Below are 14,825 nucleotides of genomic sequence, written 5' to 3'. Positions count from 1 at the left end.
GTTGGCGTCCCGACAGCCTCATACTCCCTGTGGTCCGACCCCGCCCCACAGGGAGGAACACCATGGCCCTCATCACCCGTCGCAGAGCCCTCACCGCGTTCGGCGCCACCCTCGCGGCCGTCCTCGCCCCGCCCGCGGGCAGCGCGTTCGCCGGCGAACAAGGGCGCCGCCCGCGGCCGTTGTGGCGCGCCCACGCCCACAACGACTACGAACACCCCCGCCCGCTCTTCGACGCCCTCGACCACCGCTTCGGCAGCGTCGAGGCCGACATCTTCCTCGTCGGCGACCAACTCCTCATCGGTCACGACGCGACCGAACTCGACCCGAGCCGCACGCTCGAATCCCTCTACCTCGACCCGCTCGCCGCCCTCGTGAAGGCCAACCACGGCTCGGTGTACCGGGGTTGGGACAAGCCGCTCCAACTCCTGATCGACATCAAGACCGAGGGCTCCTCGACCTACCTCGAACTCGACCGCCATCTCCTGCGCTACCGGCACCTGTTCACGACCTACGCCCACGGACGCGTGCACCAGGGGGCCGTCACCAACGTGATCTCCGGCGACCGCGCGGCCCGTACGCCGATGGAGGCACAGACCGTACGACGCGCCTTTTACGACGGCCGGCTCACCGACCTCGGCAGCGCGGCGCCCGCCTCCTTCGTCTCGCTCATCAGCGACAACTGGCAGACCAACTTCACCTGGCTCGGCGACGGCGCCTTCCCCGACGCCGAGCGGCAGAAGCTGCGCACCATCGTGGGGCAGGCGCACGCGGCCGGGCAGACCGTACGGTTCTGGAACACCCCGGACGTGGCGGGCCCAGCCCGGGACGCGCTGTGGGGCGAACTGTTCGCCGCCGGTGTGGACTTCCTCAACACCGACGACCTCGCCGGTCTGGAAGCGTTCCTGGACGCCCGCCGCACGGTGTGACACCACATGGGGTGACGGCACATGTTGTGACACCACACGTTCGGGGGACACGTCGGTAGCCCGAACGAACCCTCCGCTACGCCACACTTGCGGCCGAACGCCGCGAACCAGGCATCTCGGCGTGGCGGAGGAGGGTGACGATGGCCATTTCCATCTCTGTGGTGCTGCTGCTCCTGATCCTTGCGGTGATCTTCATGCGCAGCGGCGGGCTGAAGCTCTCCCATGCGCTGGTCTGCGCACTGCTCGGGTTCTTCATGGCGAGCACCAGCATGGCGCCCACGATCCACAGCGGCCTCACGGCCACCGCGGATCTGGTGAGCGGGCTGCATCCGTGAGGTCAGCCGGTTGAGAAGACCCCGATGCCGTTCGGTACGGGACGCTCGGCGCCGCCGCTGGGATGGTTCCGTACCGTGACGGCGCTCGCGCCGGGTGCGCGGGCGACCAGGGTCGTCGAGCCGCCGCCGTCCAGGCTGAAGGCGTCGACCGAGCCCAACTTGCGCATCTGGGCGGCGACTTCGGCGATCGTCAGACCGCTGCGGTAGGCGACCGCGCCGTCCGTCGCGAACAGCACCAGCCGGTGGCCGCCGTCGGCGATCCCCACGGCGGTGCGCACGGCCGAGGTCGTGTCGTCGAGACCGGTCAGCGGCCGGCCGCCGCGCAGCACCGGGTAGCCGCCGAGGGCGAAGCTGTACGCGACCCCCGACCTCGACGCCACCAGTCGGTGCCGCACCTGCGCCCGCTCGCCGGCGAACAGCTTCCGCAGTCGCTGTGCGCCCGCCTCACGGCCGACGAGGACGGTGGTGCCGGCGGCGATGGCACCACTGCCGGGGGTGTTGGCGGACGACACGACCCGGCCGCCGCGGACGGTCACCTCATAGGTGTCCGCACTACAGGCGCCGGCCCGGTTCGTGTCCGTGCCGCAGGTGGTACGCACCCGGGAGACGCTGCCCCACTGTGTGGTGAACGCACCGATGGAGTTCTCCGGCAGCGCGTACTGATTGAACCCGCCGAGCGTCAGCCGCCCCTGCGGGGTGCTGACCGACCCGCTGAGGGTGAGGCGGTCCAGCCGGGCCACCCGGTCGACACCCACCCCGAGCACGTCCCGTGTGTTCGTGCCGGGCGGCAGCGCGGGGCCGAAGCGCTGGCCGTCCGGTACCGCCGCCTTGAGCGCGACACCGCTCGCGATCGCCGGTCCGTCGGTGGAGCCGGTGGCCTCGACGCCCGGGTGCTGAGTCTCGGTGATGTTGAAGAAGTCACCGTTGACGCCCGCGACGGCACCCGCCGAGTCGGCCAACCGGGAGACGGGCAGCCGGGCCGCCACCGCACCCGGGTACAGCAGGTTGACGCGCACATGGGAGCTGCGCAGGTCCACGACGACCACATGGGCGTGGGTCACCCCCTTGGCCGCCGTGATGTCGAACTGCCGGTAGGTGACGCCCGGCGCGAGCCGCGTGCTGTCCGGCACGGCGCCGGCCGGTGCCGCCCCCGCCAGGGCCGCACCGGCCAGCGCGCCGAGTGCAGTGAGATAGGTGAGTACGGATCTGCTTGCTCTGAAAGGCTTTTGACGGTGCGTCACGCAATCCCCTGATGTCTCGTCAACTCTCCCAGGTCTCAGGGGAAGTGCATCAGAAGACGGTGACCGGCGGGGCGGCTAGGCGCCGACTACACGGGAACGAGTGAGAAAACGCACCCCCTCGGGTGCTTCCAGCGAGAAACCACTGCCGCGACCCGCTACGACGTCCACGATCAGGCGGGTGTGGCTCCACACCTCGTACTGGCTGCGCGAGATCCAGAACGTCACGGGCTCCGGCACGCCGTCGACCGCCAGCTCGGCGAGCAGGACGTCCGAGCCACCGGTGCGGAACTCGCCCTCCGGATAACACATGGGCGCGCTGCCGTCGCAGCAGCCGCCGGACTGGTGGAACATCAACGGGCCGTGCTGTGCGTGCAGTTGACGCAGCAGATCGGCCGCGGCGGGGGTGAGTTCGACGCGCGGGGTGGTGTCGTCCATGTCAGCCGTCCCAGGGAGCCGGATGCGATGACCCATCGCAGCACACGCGAGGTTGCGAGAAGGTTGCGTGCCTATTCGGCACGGAGCGCGGTCGCCACCGCCGGACAACCGGCCCGGAGCGGCCCCGGCGTGCCGGGCGATGCCGAGCGACTCCAGCAGTTCGGCCGCCCTGCTCCGCGACTCGCGTCGCCCGAGGCCCGCCAGCCGTGCGGGCAGCGCCACGTTGTCGGCGACCGACAGATCGTCCAGCAGATGGAAGAACTGGAAGACCATCCCGATCTTCGCCCGCCGGTAACGCGCCGCCCCGGCCTCGCCCAGCCGGTCCACCCGCACCCCGTCCACCGTGACGGACCCGGAGTCCGGCCGGTCCAGACCGGCGATGAGATTCAGCAGCTTCGACTTGCCGCTGCCCGACGGTCCGAGGACCGCGACCGCCTCACCGGCCCGCACACTCAGCGACGCGTCCGCCGGCGCGGGCGGCCCGCTGCCGTAGCGGCGGCTCACATCGAGCAGTTCGATGAGCGGTGTCGTCATGGTGGCCTTCCTCGGCTGTCGGACCGGACGCCCCCGACGCCAGGAAGCCGGCCGCCCCGGCCGCGCCGGTCGTCCGGACCAATTGCCGTACCGCACAAGGGCGATGGCCCACGACCTCATCCCTGAGATGTAGCCGACGGATGTACGCGGCCCGTCCGTCGGAGGGATTCCGGGCGCCGCCGGCACCCGAGAGAATGGGCCGGTGACGGTGGGAGAGGAAGTCCGGGCCCGGCCGGTCCCGGTCCGGCTGCGCCGAGCGGTCGGCGCGCTGCTGCGTCCCGGTGGTCAACTGCCGCGCCCCACAGGGCGACAGCGGCTCGCCGACGCCGCGCTCGCGCTCGTCCTCACCTTCGGTTCGGTGCAGTACGCGTGGGGCGACGGCTACGACGAGGCCCACCGGTACCGCATGACCGACCTCGTGATCCTGGTGTTCCTGGCCTCGGCGTCGCTCGCGTGGCGGCGCCGCTACCCCCTCGCCGTCCTGTGGATCGTGACGGTCGCGACGGCACTGACCCCGGACGACGTCGCCCGGCTCACCTTCTACGCCTGCGTCGTCGCCGCCTACAGCGCGGCGGCCTACAGCCCCCACCGCCTGCCGACCCTGACCGGCCTCGCCGTGGCGGTCGCCGTCATCAGCAGATCCGGCCGGGTCGGCCCGCCCGACCCGTACGTCTACGTCGCCCCGACCGTGCCCACCCAGTACGTCCCCCTGTTCATCTCGGTGCCGATCGTCGTGGCCGCCATCGGACTGCGCACCTGGAAACTCCGGGCGGCCGAGACCCGCACCCGGCTCACGGCGGTGCAGAGCGCCCGGGCGGAGGAGCTGCGTCGGGCCGTGGAACACGAACGCGCCCGGATAGCACGGGAGTTGCACGACGTGGTCACGCACAATGTCAGCGTGATGCTCATCCAGGCCGGCGCCGCCCGCACGATCATGGACAGGTCCCCGGAGCGGGCGCGCGAGGCGCTCCTCGCCGTCGAGGCGGGCGGCCGGGCCGCGATGGGGGAGCTGCGCGATGTGATGGGCCTGCTCACCACGGACCTGGACCCGGACCCCGTCGAGCCGGACGACCTGGCTCCGCAACCGGGTCTTGCGCGCCTGGAGGCGCTGATCGGCCGGATGCGTGGCGCGGGCGTACCGGTCGAACTGACCGTCTCCGGATCGCCCCGCCCCCTTGCCGCCGGAATCGAACTGGCCGCCTACCGCGTGGTCCAGGAGGCCCTGACCAACACCGTCAAGCACGCGTCCGGAGCCGACGCGAGCGTCCAGGTGTCGTACGGCGACGACGAACTCCACGTCGAGGTCACCGACACCGGCGGCCGGCCCGGTCCCGCCGCGGCCACCGGCAACGGCCGCGGCCTGATCGGTCTGCGCGAACGCCTCGCCGTCTACGGCGGCACCCTGCGCACCGGCCCGCGCCCGCTCGGCGGCTACCGGGTGCGGGCCCTGATCCCCCTGGAGGACGCGTGAACCGCGCCCCGCGCGTCGTGGTCGCCGACGACCAAGCCCTCGTGCGCACCGGCTTCCGGCTGATCCTCGACGCCCACGGCATCGAGGTGGTCGCCGAGGCCACCGACGGCGCCGAAGCGGTCGACGCGGTCCGGCGCACCCGGCCCGACGTGGTGCTGATGGACATCCGGATGCCCGACATGGACGGCCTGGAGGCGACCCGGCGCATCCTGGCGGGTGCCGGGGACGCCCCGCGCGTGGTCATGCTGACCACGTTCGACCTCGACCACTACGTCTACGCGGCGCTGGCCGCCGGAGCCAGCGGGTTCCTGCTCAAGGACGTCACGCCGGAGCACCTCGTCGCCGCGGTCCGCACGGTCCGTGCCGGTGACGCGCTGCTCGCCCCCGCGATCACCCGCCGCCTGGTCGAACGCTTCGCCCGCCGGACCCCGGAGACGGCCTCGCTCCACCGCGACCTGGCCGCCCTCACACCCCGCGAACTGGACGTCCTGCGCCTGCTCGCCCAAGGCCTGAGCAACGCCGAACTGGCCACCGGGCTCCACCTCTCCGAGGCCACGGTCAAGACCCACGTCTCCCACATCCTCGCCAAGCTCTCCCTGCGCGACCGGGCCCAGGCGGTCGTCGTGGCGTACGAGACCGGACTCGTCAGCCCCGGCGCGTCCGAGGACACCGGTGCGGGGACGACGCGCGCGGGTGGCCGCGGCCGCGGGTGAGCCGTCGACAAGGAGGTCGGGCGACCTTGGACATACCGCAGGCCCCGGGGACGAAGCGTCGTCCCCGGGGCCCGCGTGCGGAGTCGCTCTGTTCCCGCGGCTGGTTCAGCTCTCGACGACGCCGGACGCGGCGATCTCGATCTTGGCCTTGGTGGCGCCCGACTGCGAGCCCAGGGACTCGATCTTGTCGATGATCTCCGTGCCCTCGACGGCCTCGCCGAAGACGACGTGCTTGCCGTCGAGCCACGAGGTGACGACGGTGGTGACGAAGAACTGCGAGCCGTTGGTGTTGCGGCCGGCGTTCGCCATCGACAGCAGGTACGGGCGGTCGTGCTTCAGGGTGAAGTTCTCGTCGGCGAACTTCTCACCGTAGATGCTCTTGCCACCGGTGCCGTTGTGGTTGGTGAAGTCGCCGCCCTGCAGCATGAACTGCGGGATGACACGGTGGAAGCCCGAGCCCGCGTAGCCGTAGCCGTTCTGCCCGGTGGCCAGCTCGCGGAAGTTCCGGGCGGTCTTCGGGACGACATCGTCGAAGAGGTTGAAGACGATGCGGCCCGCGGGGGCGCCGTCGATGGTGATGTCGAAGTAGACGTTACTCATGGTCAATTTGTCACTTTCGGTGTGTTGCACCCTCTGCCCGGCGCGGCCGTGTGCCGTGCGCCGGGCCGTTACTTCAAAGGGCTCTGATCGGAGTCCAGTCCGTCGAACTCTATCCGCAGACCGGCCCGCACGGCGGCCCGGTGTGGGGCGGGAAGGGCCGTGGTAGCGTCGGTATACAAACTGTATGCGATGTCTGGGGGTTGCCGTGGCGTCCGGTCGGGAGAAGGCCTACGCGTATCTCAAGGACACGGTACTGACGGACCCCGCGATGCAGGGGGCCTTCCTGTCGGAGCAGGACCTCGCCGATCGTATCGGTGTCTCCCGCACCCCCATCCGCGAGGCGCTGCTGATGCTCGCCGCGGAGGACCTGGTCGAACTCGTGCCCAAGCGCGGTGCCCGGGTGGCACCCCTGACGGGACGCGAGGTCCGGGAGCTGATGGAGCTGCGCGGCATGGCCGAGCGGTACGCGGCCGAGCGGCTCGTCGCGGCCGACCGGGTGCCCGTGGAGGAACTGCGCGCGCTGCTGGAACGGCAGCGCGCGCTCACCGGCGCCGAGGAGACCCGGGAGTTCATCGCCGTCGACCACCGCTTCCACGCGTCCCTGGTCTCGGCCGTCGGCAACACCCTGCTGGACCGGCACTACGACGGCCTGCGCAGCCGCCAGGTCCGCGCCGGAGTGGTCGCCGTCTTCAACCAACAGGGCCGGCAGAAGGCGGTGCTCGACGAGCACGAGGCCATCGTGGACGCCCTCGCCGCCGGTGACGCGCGGGCCGCGTGCGCGGCCATCGACCACCACCTGGAGTCGACCCTCAAGGTGCTCCTCGACGGCTGAAGCCACTCCTCGGCGGTCAGGGATAGGTGATCACGAGCATGGTCACCCCGTCCGCCGAGGTCCACGGCCCGTGCGGCATGCCCGGCGGACGGCAGGCGTACATGCCTGCCGTGAAGGTCCGGTCCAGCGTCAGGTCGTGCATCGCTCCCTCGACGAGATAGACCTCCTCCCATACGTCGTGCAGGGCCACGCCCGCCGCCGAGGAGTCCGTGCCCGGCGCCCACCGGACGAGCGCGGTGCGCCGGCCGCTCTCGGGGTCCTCGGCCAGGACGCACTCCTCGACGCCGGGTCCGGCGCCGGCCGGCGCGCGCCAGGGTCCGTCGGGGCGGTGGAACTCCAGCTCGGGCCCGCTCATCGCCACACCTCCGGCCGCCGGTTCGCCAGTACGGATGTCTTCTCACGGACCGCGCCGACCTCGTCGACGTCCAGGTCGGTCACCAACAGCTCCGGCTCCGCGCCGAGAGCGGCCCGTACGGTCCCGTCGGGGCCCACCACCAGGCTGTGCCCGATGCCGGTCGGCACCGGGCCCGGACCGGTGCCGGGATCGGCCTGGCCGACGGCGGTGACCCAGACGGTGGCGTCCAGCGCGCGGGCCCGCACCAGCAGTTCCCACTGGTCGAGCTTGCCGGGGCCGGCACCCCAGGAGGCCGCCAGCAGTGTGCCCACCGCCCCGGCGTCGGCGTGCGCCCGGAACAGCTCGGGGAAACGGACGTCGTAGCAGGTGGCCAGGCCCAGTCGGACACCGTCCACGTCGATCACGGCGGGGCGGGAACCCGGGGCGACGCCCTCGGACTCGCGGAAGCCGAACGCGTCGTAGAGATGGATCTTGTCGTACGACTCCTCGACGCCGGGGCCGGTGGCCAGCAGGGTGTTGGTCACCCGTCCCTGGCCGGCCGGGGTGAACATGCCGGTCACGACGACCGTGCCGGTCGACCGGGCGATCTCGCGGACGCCGTCGGCCCACGGTCCGTCGAGGGGCTGGGCGAGCGGGGCCAGCGGTGTGCCGAAGCAGGCCATCGACGCCTCCGGGAAGACGACGACGCGGGCTCCGGCGTCGGTGGCGCGGCGCGTCCACTCCTCGACGAGGCGCAGGTTCTTTTCTGGGTCGGGGCCGGTGGTGAGCTGGCCGAGGGCGATCCGCATGGGCGGTCTCTCCTTGTCTGGGGCGTGGTCAGCGGGGCAGGGGGAGGTCCGCCGCGGCCGGGGTCCTCGGCGCGGCGAGCTGTGCGTCCTCCTCGACGGCGGCCTCGGGGTCGCGGCCCAGGAGGACGCCCACCAGGGAGATCGCGGAGGCGAGGGCGATGTACAGGGCCAGTGGTACCCAGCTTTCGTAGGCACTCAGCAGGGTGGTGAACAGCAGCGGGGCGATGGCGCCGCCGATGATCCCGGCCAGGGTGTAGGCGAGCGAGGAGCCGGTGTAGCGCAGCCGTGGCGAGAACTGCTCGGCGATGAAGGCGGCCTGCGGGCCGTAGAGACAGCAGTGGATGACGAGGGCCACGAGGACGCCGGCGGCGAGCGGCGGCCAGGAACCGCCGGCCGCCATCGGGAAGAACACGAACGGCCACACGGCGGCGGCCACCGCTGAAATGCCGTACAGCAGGCGCCTGTTGACGCGGTCGGAGAGCGCGCCGGCCAGGGGCATCAGGAAGATCTGGACCGAGGAGCCGATGAGGACGGCCGCGAGGGCGGAACCGCGCGACATGCCGAGTTCCCGGGTGGCGTACGTCAGGACGAAGACGGTGAACATGGCGTACAGCACGTCCGGGCCGACCCGGCACAGGATCGCGGCGGTCAGGGCGCGGGGCTGGGTGGTGAAGACCTCGCGGACGGGGGTCTGGGGGCGGGACTGTTCGGCTTCCATCGCCTTGAAGACCGGGGTCTCCTCCAGCTTGGCGCGGATCCAGAGCCCGAAGCCGACCAGGACGCCGGACAGCAGGAACGCCACCCGCCAGCCCCACGACTCGAACTGCGCCTCGGTCAGCAGCGCGCCGAGGGCGGCCAGCACACCGTTGGCGAGCAGGTTGCCCGCGGGCGGGCCCACCTGCGCGGCGGAGGCGTAGAAGCCCCGGCGGCGCGGGTCGCCGAACTCGCTGGACAGCAGTACGGCGCCGCCCCACTCCCCGCCGACGCCGACGCCCTGGGCGAAGCGGAGCACGACCAGCGCGATCGGCGCGGCGACGCCGATCGTGCCGTAGGCGGGCAGCAGGCCGATCAGGAAGGTGGCCACGCCGATCAGGACGAGGGTGGCGATCAGCACCTTCTTGCGGCCGATCACGTCACCGAGCCGGCCGAAGACGAAGCCGCCGAGGGGACGGGAGAGGTAGCCGACCGCGTAGGTGGAGAACGCCAGGAGCGTGCCGGTGAGCGGGTCCTCGGAGGGGAAGAACAGATCGCCGAAGACCAGGGCGGCCGCCGCCGAGTAGACGGCGAAGTCGTACCACTCCAGGGCCGTGCCGGTGAGGCTCGCGACGAAGGCGCGGCGGACGCCGGAGTGCCTCTCCGCTGCCTCGGCGTCGCTCTTCGGGGTGTCGTGCATGGTGCCCATCCTTGCTCGGGGACATCGACCTTCCGGCATACTTCTTGTATACAGGTCGTATGCGCAAGCCCTGCGCCGGAAGTCAACCGCGGAGAAATCCGGATCCGCGGACCCGTTTCTGTTTGGGAGGGCCCTCATGGCCGTGCTGACCTTCGAACTGCCCGACGGATCGACGCGCGAGGTCGACGTCGTCCAGGTCCTCAACGCCGGGTACGCCGGGCGCAGCCAGGACGATGTCGCCGCGCACGTCGCGGAACTCGCCGAGCTGGGCGTGCCCGGCCCGTCCGTGACGCCCGCGCTCTACCCCGTGTCCCCGTATCTCGCCCAGCAGACCGAGCGGGTCGCGGCCCAGCACGGCCGCACCTCAGGCGAGGCCGAGTGGGCGCTGGTCGTCGCGGCGGACGGCGAACTGCTGCTGACCGCGGCCTGCGACCACACCGATCGCGACCTGGAGGTGCACGGGGTGGCGTGGAGCAAGAACGCCGGCCCCGACGTCCTCGCCCGCCGCGCCTGGCGCCTGGCCGACGTCGCGTCCCGCATCGACGAACTCACCCTGCGCGCCTGGGTCGGCCACGCCGGCACCGAGACCGAGATCCAGACCGGCACGCTCGCCGAACTCCTCACCCCGGCCTACTGGGTCGACGTCCTGCGCGCCCGCGGCGAACTGAGCCCCGGCACCGTCCTGGTCTCCGGCACCATCCCCATGGCCCCGGGCGTCGACCAGTTCGCCGAGAGGTGGCGCGTGGAACTGGCCGACCCGGCGGCCGGGGACACCATCAGCCTCGCCTACGACGTACGGCCGATGCCGGAGCCGATCGGCTGACGCGGCCGGGCTCGGTGCTACGGGAAGTACAGTGCCGCCTTCTCCAGGACGTGCCCTGTGAACATCCCGCCGTACATGCTCCTGCCCCGGTACAGGGTGACCCGGGTGACTCCCGTTCCGGACGTCTCCACGGTGACGGGCCGCCCGATCACGGATGTTCCGAGGACCCGGGCGTCCTGGGTGGCCCAACTCCGGGCGGCCGGCCGGGCGTTGGCCGTGACCAGTGCGGGCAGGGCCATCGCCGCGTTGCGGGCGCCGGACAGCCCGCTCCGCAGGTCCTTCGCGTAGTCCAGGGCCCACCTGGTGTACTCGGTCAGCAAGGCCTGGTCGACCTCGGGGACCGCGGCGGCGAGGACGAACAACTCCGACTTGGTGCCGAACCAGCGGGCCTTGCGGTCCGACCGGCTGCCTATCAGCACCGGGCGGTCGCGCCAGGTGGTCCCGGTCACCACCGACCCGTCGGCCGCCAGCCGTTCACGGAGTCCCGCCAGGTAGGAGTCGGCCGCGCCGGTCGCCGGCGCCGGGTCGCTCTGATGTTGAGTCATGTGGTGATTTTGCGTCACATCAAGGCACGGGACACGTGATTCCCCTGGGGAACCTGACGGCAGCCTCTAGGTGTGACCGCCGCCGGGCCCCTTCAGGCTGATGTCGTCGGCGTGGTAACCGCCCTGTGCGTACCAGCCGTGCACGTAGACGGTCGCGCTGGTCTGGGACGGGCCGGTGGTGAAGGAGACGGTCAGTGGGCTGTAGCGGGAGGGGGAGGTCGTCCAGGTGGAGGTGCCGCCGCTCACGCCCAGGTAGACGTAGGAGCCGCGGACCCAGCCGCTGAGCGAGTAGGTGGTGTTCGGCCGTACCTCGACGGTCTGGTCGCACTGCCCGGTGTCGCTCGAACTCACCGTCCCCTGAAGGGCTTTGGAGCCCGAGTGGACGGGGGAGGCGACGATCGAGCCCGGGTTGCCCGCGCAGTTCCACGGCGAGACGCCACCCGACTCGAAGCCGGGGTTGGCCAGGGCGGCGGAGGCCCCGACTGCTGTCGGCGCGGCCGACGTCGGGGCGGCTGATGTACGGGCGGCGGCCGACGCGCTCGCCGAGGGTGCGGCCGGGGTGGCCTTCGTGGGGCTGGGGATCAGGAGGGAGCCGCCGAGGCCGGCGACCGCCGCCGCGGCGATCGCGATCGTCACGGCCGCACGGCGCTGTCCGGGACCCAGCCGCGCGCGGTCTTCGGGGCGCGGCGGGCGGGCGGTGCCGTCGTGCGCGGGGAGTTTCTCCGTCTCGCCGTCGGTCGGCGTGTGCCGGACGACGGGTGGGGTGTCGGTCGCGTGGCCGCGGTAGTGCTCGTCCTGGCGTATCTCGTCGAGCAGTTGGGCCAGCGCGTCGGTGTTGCGTGGGCGCAGCACGCGGATGGGCTCCAGCGCGGTGCGGTCGTCCGGTGAGTCGGACGCGGTCGGTATGGACACGGCGCTCTCCTTACGTCCCGTGGCACAGACCGGAGCTGTCCCTCTGGGATGGATACGCAACGCCCGCCGCGGAGGTTCAGTCGGGGCTGTGCCGGAGGAGGCCGTGTCCTACGTCCGTGAGGTCCGGGACAGCCGTACGCGGTCGGGGAGTTGGCGCGGGACCGGTCCGGAGCTCTTGGCTGTGCTGTGCGTGGTCCCACGTCGTGCCGTGCCTGAGGAAGCCATGGTCTACGTCGTGAGGTCGGGAACAGCCGTACGTCGTCCGGGAGTTGGTGCGGCGGGTCGGTCCGGAGTTCTTCGCTGCGCTGTGCGTGGTCTCACGTCGCCGCCGCGTGGGCCGCGCCCACCAGCGCGGCGTCCCCCGCGGGGCCGGCGGGCTTCAGCGCGCGAGTGCGCGGTGCGTCGGCACGCGGGTCCTCCGGTGTCCAGCCCCCCGTCACGAGACCGGCGGACAGAGCGGGGGCGACGAGGTCCCAGGAGCGGGCCATGGAGCCGCCGACGACCAGGGCGGTCGCGCCGAAGTCCAGCAGGCGCGGGCCCAGCGCTATGCCCAGGCCGGTGAAGACGTCGTCCAGTACGCGTCGGGCCCGTTTCTCTCCTGCCCTGGCCCGGTCGGCGATGTCGTGTACATCGGCGGCGGGGTCGCCGTAGCGGGCGAGGATCGCGCGGCGGGAGACGGTGTCCTCCAGGGGGCGGCCGTCGATCTCGGCGAGGTCCATCCGTCCCTCGGGCGGTATGCCGGGACCGTGGTCGCGGATGCGGCCGTCGGCGAGGAAGGCCGAACCGACACCGGTGCCGAGCGTGATGCCCACGGCGCGGCGATGCCCCCGGACGGTACCCGCGGACCACTCGCCGGTCAGGAAGGCGTGGGCGTCGTTGAGGAACACGACGTCACCGGGGCGCTGTCGCAGTCCCTGTAGGAGTGCTGCCCGGATGTCCGTCCCGTACAGGGCGTCGAACTTGCCCACGCCCTTGAAGAGGGCGACCCCGCGTGCGTAGTCGAACGGCCCGGGCACCGCCACGCCCCACCGTGCGCCGGGCGGTGCCGACAGCCCGTCGGCGCAGCACCGTACGACGTCGAGGATGGCGTCGGCAGCGCCGTCCGCGTCGAGCGGCTCGCGCGTACGGCTGGTGACGTGACCGGCGCGCAGGTCGACGAGCGCGGCGGTGACATGGGTGCCGCCGATCTCCAGGACCGGGATCAACGGACCAACGCCTTCACGACACGCACCGGGCCGCCGCCGGCCGCCCGCAGGGTGTACCGGCCGACCGCGGCCGGCACGGTGAGGGTCTCCGCGTAGGCCAGTTCGTGCCGGTCTCCGGCCGCCGTGTGCACCGTGACGCCTTCCCCCTCCACCACGTTCAGGATGTGGAACCGGCCCTGCGTGTCGTCGGCGGCCTCGGCGTCGGCGTCGAGCACGAACCTCCTGACCTCGTAGAACATCTCGGCCAGCCCGCCGATGACCTCCTCCCGCCAGCCGGCGCCCTCGCGCAGGGTGCGCGGTTCCTGCACCAGGTCACGGGCGACGGCCGCACCGCGCCGTCCGGTCTCCAGGTTGGCGAACCCGTGCTCGTACGGCAGCGGGCGCGGGTTGCCGTCGGCACCGGGACGCAGCCAGTCGTAGAACCGCAGGCTGTACAGATAGGGGGTCGCGCTGATCTCCAGCACGAGGTTGCCCGCGCCGCTGGCGTGCGGGGTGCCCGCCGGGATCATGAACAACTGGCCCTGCTCGGCGGGGAAGGCCAGGACGTGGTCCTCGGGGTCCATGGGCACTCCGTCGGTGATGGCCCGCTCCACCTCCTTGCGGAAGACGTCGACGTCGGCGTCCTCGCGCAGGCCGAGGTACACCTTGGTGTCGGTGCTGCCGAGGGTCAGGTAGTACGTCTCGTGCTGGGTGTACGCCCAGCCGAAACGCTCGCGCATGTACGACTCCTTGGGGTGGCAGTGCACGGAGAGGCTGCCGCCGCCGACGGTGTCCAGGTAGTCGAAGCGGATCGGGAAGGACGTGCCGAAGCGGGCGTGCACCTCTGCCCCCAACATGCTCAACGGTTCGAGCACGCACAGGAGTTGGAACGGCACCTCGGCCTGGGCCTCCGGTCCGGTGCCGACGAGGATGCCGGCCTCGGGCGCGATCAGCTCGTAACCGAGCGCGGTGTTGCGGGAGTCGGGGTTGAAGCCGAGCTCGCGCTGGGCCCAATGGCCGCCCCAGGGCGTGGAGTTGAAGTACGGGCGGGTGCGGACGGGTTTGCCGGCCAGCTCGGCGTAGGTGGCGCGCAGGCCTGCTCCGTCGATCCACGCCGGGTGGTCGGGGTGCTGCATGTCGAGCCAGGCGTCGAGGCGGGGTGCGAGCGCGTCGCGGTGCCGGTCGAGCATCGGCCAGTCGATGTAGAAGAGGCGTCTGAAGTCGGGCTCTGCGCCCGGCAGGCCGAGGTTGGCGCCCGGCTCACCCGCGCCGACGGCGGCCTCCGCACAGCGCTTGGGCACATCGGCGTACCAGAGCAGGTCGTGCTCGACGAGGGCGGCGCCGGGGCCGTAGACAAGGAGAAGTCCCTCGTGGGGTGATGCGGGTACGGGGAGAGTCTCGAACAGGTCGTCGAGGGGGTTGTCGGCGAGCTTGCGGAAGTAGGGGTCGTCGGCGTCCGCCGGGCGTTCGGTACGGCTTCTGATGTGCGCCGGCGGTGCGTAGTGGCTCCGGATGTCGAGCAGGGTGACGGGGGTGCCGCGCCCGGTCAGCTCCTGTGCGAGGCGATCGGCCAGGAGGGACCAGTCGACGGACGGGGGGCCGTCGACGGCCAACACCGCCGGGCCGTCGGGGAGTTGGGCGGCCACTGCCTGCCATCCCGTGTGGAGGACGGCCTGCGGGGCGGGGGCGTGGCGCGGATCGAGCCGGTACACGGGGTTTCCTTTCGAGGACAGGGTGC

General features: G+C 72.0%; 15 protein-coding genes and 2 pseudogenes. 6 read left to right on the top strand and 11 right to left on the bottom strand.

The window, feature by feature from the left end; genetic code table 11:
- Positions 1 to 62 precede the first annotated feature (62 nt).
- Positions 63 to 926, top strand: coding sequence for a phosphatidylinositol-specific phospholipase C/glycerophosphodiester phosphodiesterase family protein (locus OG223_RS09230; protein WP_329245031.1), 864 nt, complete (start codon positions 63 to 65; stop codon positions 924 to 926).
- Positions 927 to 1,066: 140 nt separating this feature from the next.
- The gene (locus OG223_RS09225; RefSeq protein WP_026150825.1) at positions 1,067 to 1,261 is read left to right on the top strand and encodes a hypothetical protein; all 195 of its coding nucleotides are present in this window, start codon (positions 1,067 to 1,069) and stop codon (positions 1,259 to 1,261) included.
- 2 nt (positions 1,262 to 1,263) lie between these two features.
- On the opposite strand, the gene OG223_RS09220 is transcribed toward OG223_RS09225, so the two are convergent.
- From OG223_RS09220 to OG223_RS09210, 3 genes and pseudogenes are all read right to left on the bottom strand, one after another.
- The gene (locus OG223_RS09220) at positions 1,264 to 2,502 is read right to left on the bottom strand and encodes a phosphodiester glycosidase family protein (RefSeq protein ID WP_329245028.1); all 1,239 of its coding nucleotides are present in this window, start codon (positions 2,500 to 2,502) and stop codon (positions 1,264 to 1,266) included.
- A gap of 75 nt (positions 2,503 to 2,577) precedes the next feature.
- Entirely contained in the window at positions 2,578 to 2,937 is a 360-nt protein-coding gene (locus tag OG223_RS09215) for a DUF779 domain-containing protein (protein WP_318014885.1), read from the bottom strand.
- Between the two features lie 96 nt (positions 2,938 to 3,033).
- Positions 3,034 to 3,471 (bottom strand): annotated as a pseudogene (locus OG223_RS09210) (ABC transporter ATP-binding protein); the annotation flags it as partial.
- 202 nt (positions 3,472 to 3,673) lie between these two features.
- On the opposite strand from OG223_RS09210, the gene OG223_RS09205 reads away from it, so the two are divergent.
- Positions 3,674 to 4,942, top strand: a complete 1,269-nt coding sequence (locus OG223_RS09205) for a sensor histidine kinase (RefSeq protein WP_443073701.1) — start codon at positions 3,674 to 3,676, stop codon at positions 4,940 to 4,942.
- Positions 4,939 to 5,655, top strand: coding sequence for a response regulator transcription factor (locus tag OG223_RS09200; protein WP_329245026.1), 717 nt, complete (start codon positions 4,939 to 4,941; stop codon positions 5,653 to 5,655). The genes OG223_RS09205 and OG223_RS09200 overlap by 4 nt, the downstream gene beginning before the upstream one ends.
- Before the next feature lie 105 nt (positions 5,656 to 5,760).
- Here the strand turns inward: OG223_RS09200 and OG223_RS09195 are convergent, their stop codons facing one another.
- Entirely contained in the window at positions 5,761 to 6,255 is a 495-nt protein-coding gene (locus OG223_RS09195) for a peptidylprolyl isomerase (RefSeq protein WP_329245024.1), read from the bottom strand.
- Positions 6,256 to 6,460: 205 nt separating this feature from the next.
- Between OG223_RS09195 and OG223_RS09190 the strand changes: the two genes are divergently transcribed.
- Positions 6,461 to 7,087: a GntR family transcriptional regulator gene (locus OG223_RS09190; protein WP_329245021.1), complete on the top strand. Its 627-nt coding sequence runs from the start codon at positions 6,461 to 6,463 to the stop codon at positions 7,085 to 7,087.
- Positions 7,088 to 7,103: 16 nt separating this feature from the next.
- Here the strand turns inward: OG223_RS09190 and OG223_RS09185 are convergent, their stop codons facing one another.
- From OG223_RS09185 to OG223_RS09175, 3 genes are read right to left on the bottom strand one after another with little or no spacing between them, the layout of a single operon-like run.
- Positions 7,104 to 7,442: a cupin domain-containing protein gene (locus OG223_RS09185; protein ID WP_329245019.1), complete on the bottom strand. Its 339-nt coding sequence runs from the start codon at positions 7,440 to 7,442 to the stop codon at positions 7,104 to 7,106.
- On the bottom strand, positions 7,439 to 8,230 hold the full coding sequence (locus OG223_RS09180) for a carbon-nitrogen hydrolase family protein (protein WP_329245017.1): 792 nt from the start codon (positions 8,228 to 8,230) through the stop codon (positions 7,439 to 7,441). The genes OG223_RS09185 and OG223_RS09180 overlap by 4 nt, the downstream gene beginning before the upstream one ends.
- Positions 8,231 to 8,258: 28 nt before the next feature.
- On the bottom strand, positions 8,259 to 9,623 hold the full coding sequence (locus tag OG223_RS09175) for an MFS transporter (protein WP_329245014.1): 1,365 nt from the start codon (positions 9,621 to 9,623) through the stop codon (positions 8,259 to 8,261).
- A 136-nt stretch (positions 9,624 to 9,759) separates the two neighbouring features.
- On the opposite strand from OG223_RS09175, the gene OG223_RS09170 reads away from it, so the two are divergent.
- Positions 9,760 to 10,446, top strand: a complete 687-nt coding sequence (locus OG223_RS09170; RefSeq protein ID WP_329245011.1) for a DUF2848 domain-containing protein — start codon at positions 9,760 to 9,762, stop codon at positions 10,444 to 10,446.
- 17 nt (positions 10,447 to 10,463) lie between these two features.
- Here OG223_RS09170 and OG223_RS09165 read toward each other — a convergent pair whose 3' ends face one another.
- The 4 genes and pseudogenes from OG223_RS09165 to OG223_RS09150 form a co-directional block, all read right to left on the bottom strand.
- The gene (locus tag OG223_RS09165) at positions 10,464 to 10,991 is read right to left on the bottom strand and encodes a hypothetical protein (RefSeq protein ID WP_329245008.1); all 528 of its coding nucleotides are present in this window, start codon (positions 10,989 to 10,991) and stop codon (positions 10,464 to 10,466) included.
- A 75-nt stretch (positions 10,992 to 11,066) separates the two neighbouring features.
- Positions 11,067 to 11,576: pseudogene (locus OG223_RS09160) on the bottom strand (carbohydrate binding domain-containing protein); the annotation flags it as partial.
- A 644-nt stretch (positions 11,577 to 12,220) separates the two neighbouring features.
- Positions 12,221 to 13,108 (bottom strand): ROK family protein, encoded by an 888-nt coding sequence (locus OG223_RS09155; protein WP_329245006.1) that lies wholly within the window; start codon positions 13,106 to 13,108, stop codon positions 12,221 to 12,223.
- Positions 13,105 to 14,799, bottom strand: a complete 1,695-nt coding sequence (locus OG223_RS09150) for a class I mannose-6-phosphate isomerase (RefSeq protein WP_329265211.1) — start codon at positions 14,797 to 14,799, stop codon at positions 13,105 to 13,107. Before OG223_RS09150 ends, OG223_RS09155 begins: the two co-directional genes overlap by 4 nt.
- Positions 14,800 to 14,825 lie beyond the last annotated feature (26 nt).

Origin of the sequence: Streptomyces sp. NBC_01478 (assembly GCF_036227225.1) — a bacterium.
Lineage (GTDB): Bacteria > Actinomycetota > Actinomycetes > Streptomycetales > Streptomycetaceae > Streptomyces.
This window is presented reverse-complemented; position numbering and strand designations above follow the sequence as displayed.

Excerpts from the sequence above, each read along its gene's own strand:
- OG223_RS09175 (WP_329245014.1), bottom strand. The coding sequence starts at position 9,623 with ATGCACGACACCCCGAAGAGCGACGCCGAGGCAGCGGAGAGGCACTCC.
- OG223_RS09195 (WP_329245024.1), bottom strand. The coding sequence starts at position 6,255 with ATGAGTAACGTCTACTTCGACATCACCATCGACGGCGCCCCCGCGGGC.
- OG223_RS09225 (WP_026150825.1), top strand. The coding sequence starts at position 1,067 with ATGGCCATTTCCATCTCTGTGGTGCTGCTGCTCCTGATCCTTGCGGTG.
- OG223_RS09180 (WP_329245017.1), bottom strand. The coding sequence starts at position 8,230 with ATGCGGATCGCCCTCGGCCAGCTCACCACCGGCCCCGACCCAGAAAAG.
- OG223_RS09185 (WP_329245019.1), bottom strand. The coding sequence starts at position 7,442 with ATGAGCGGGCCCGAGCTGGAGTTCCACCGCCCCGACGGACCCTGGCGC.
- OG223_RS09215 (WP_318014885.1), bottom strand. The coding sequence starts at position 2,937 with ATGGACGACACCACCCCGCGCGTCGAACTCACCCCCGCCGCGGCCGAT.
- OG223_RS09230 (WP_329245031.1), top strand. The coding sequence starts at position 63 with ATGGCCCTCATCACCCGTCGCAGAGCCCTCACCGCGTTCGGCGCCACC.
- OG223_RS09165 (WP_329245008.1), bottom strand. The coding sequence starts at position 10,991 with ATGACTCAACATCAGAGCGACCCGGCGCCGGCGACCGGCGCGGCCGAC.
- OG223_RS09170 (WP_329245011.1), top strand. The coding sequence starts at position 9,760 with ATGGCCGTGCTGACCTTCGAACTGCCCGACGGATCGACGCGCGAGGTC.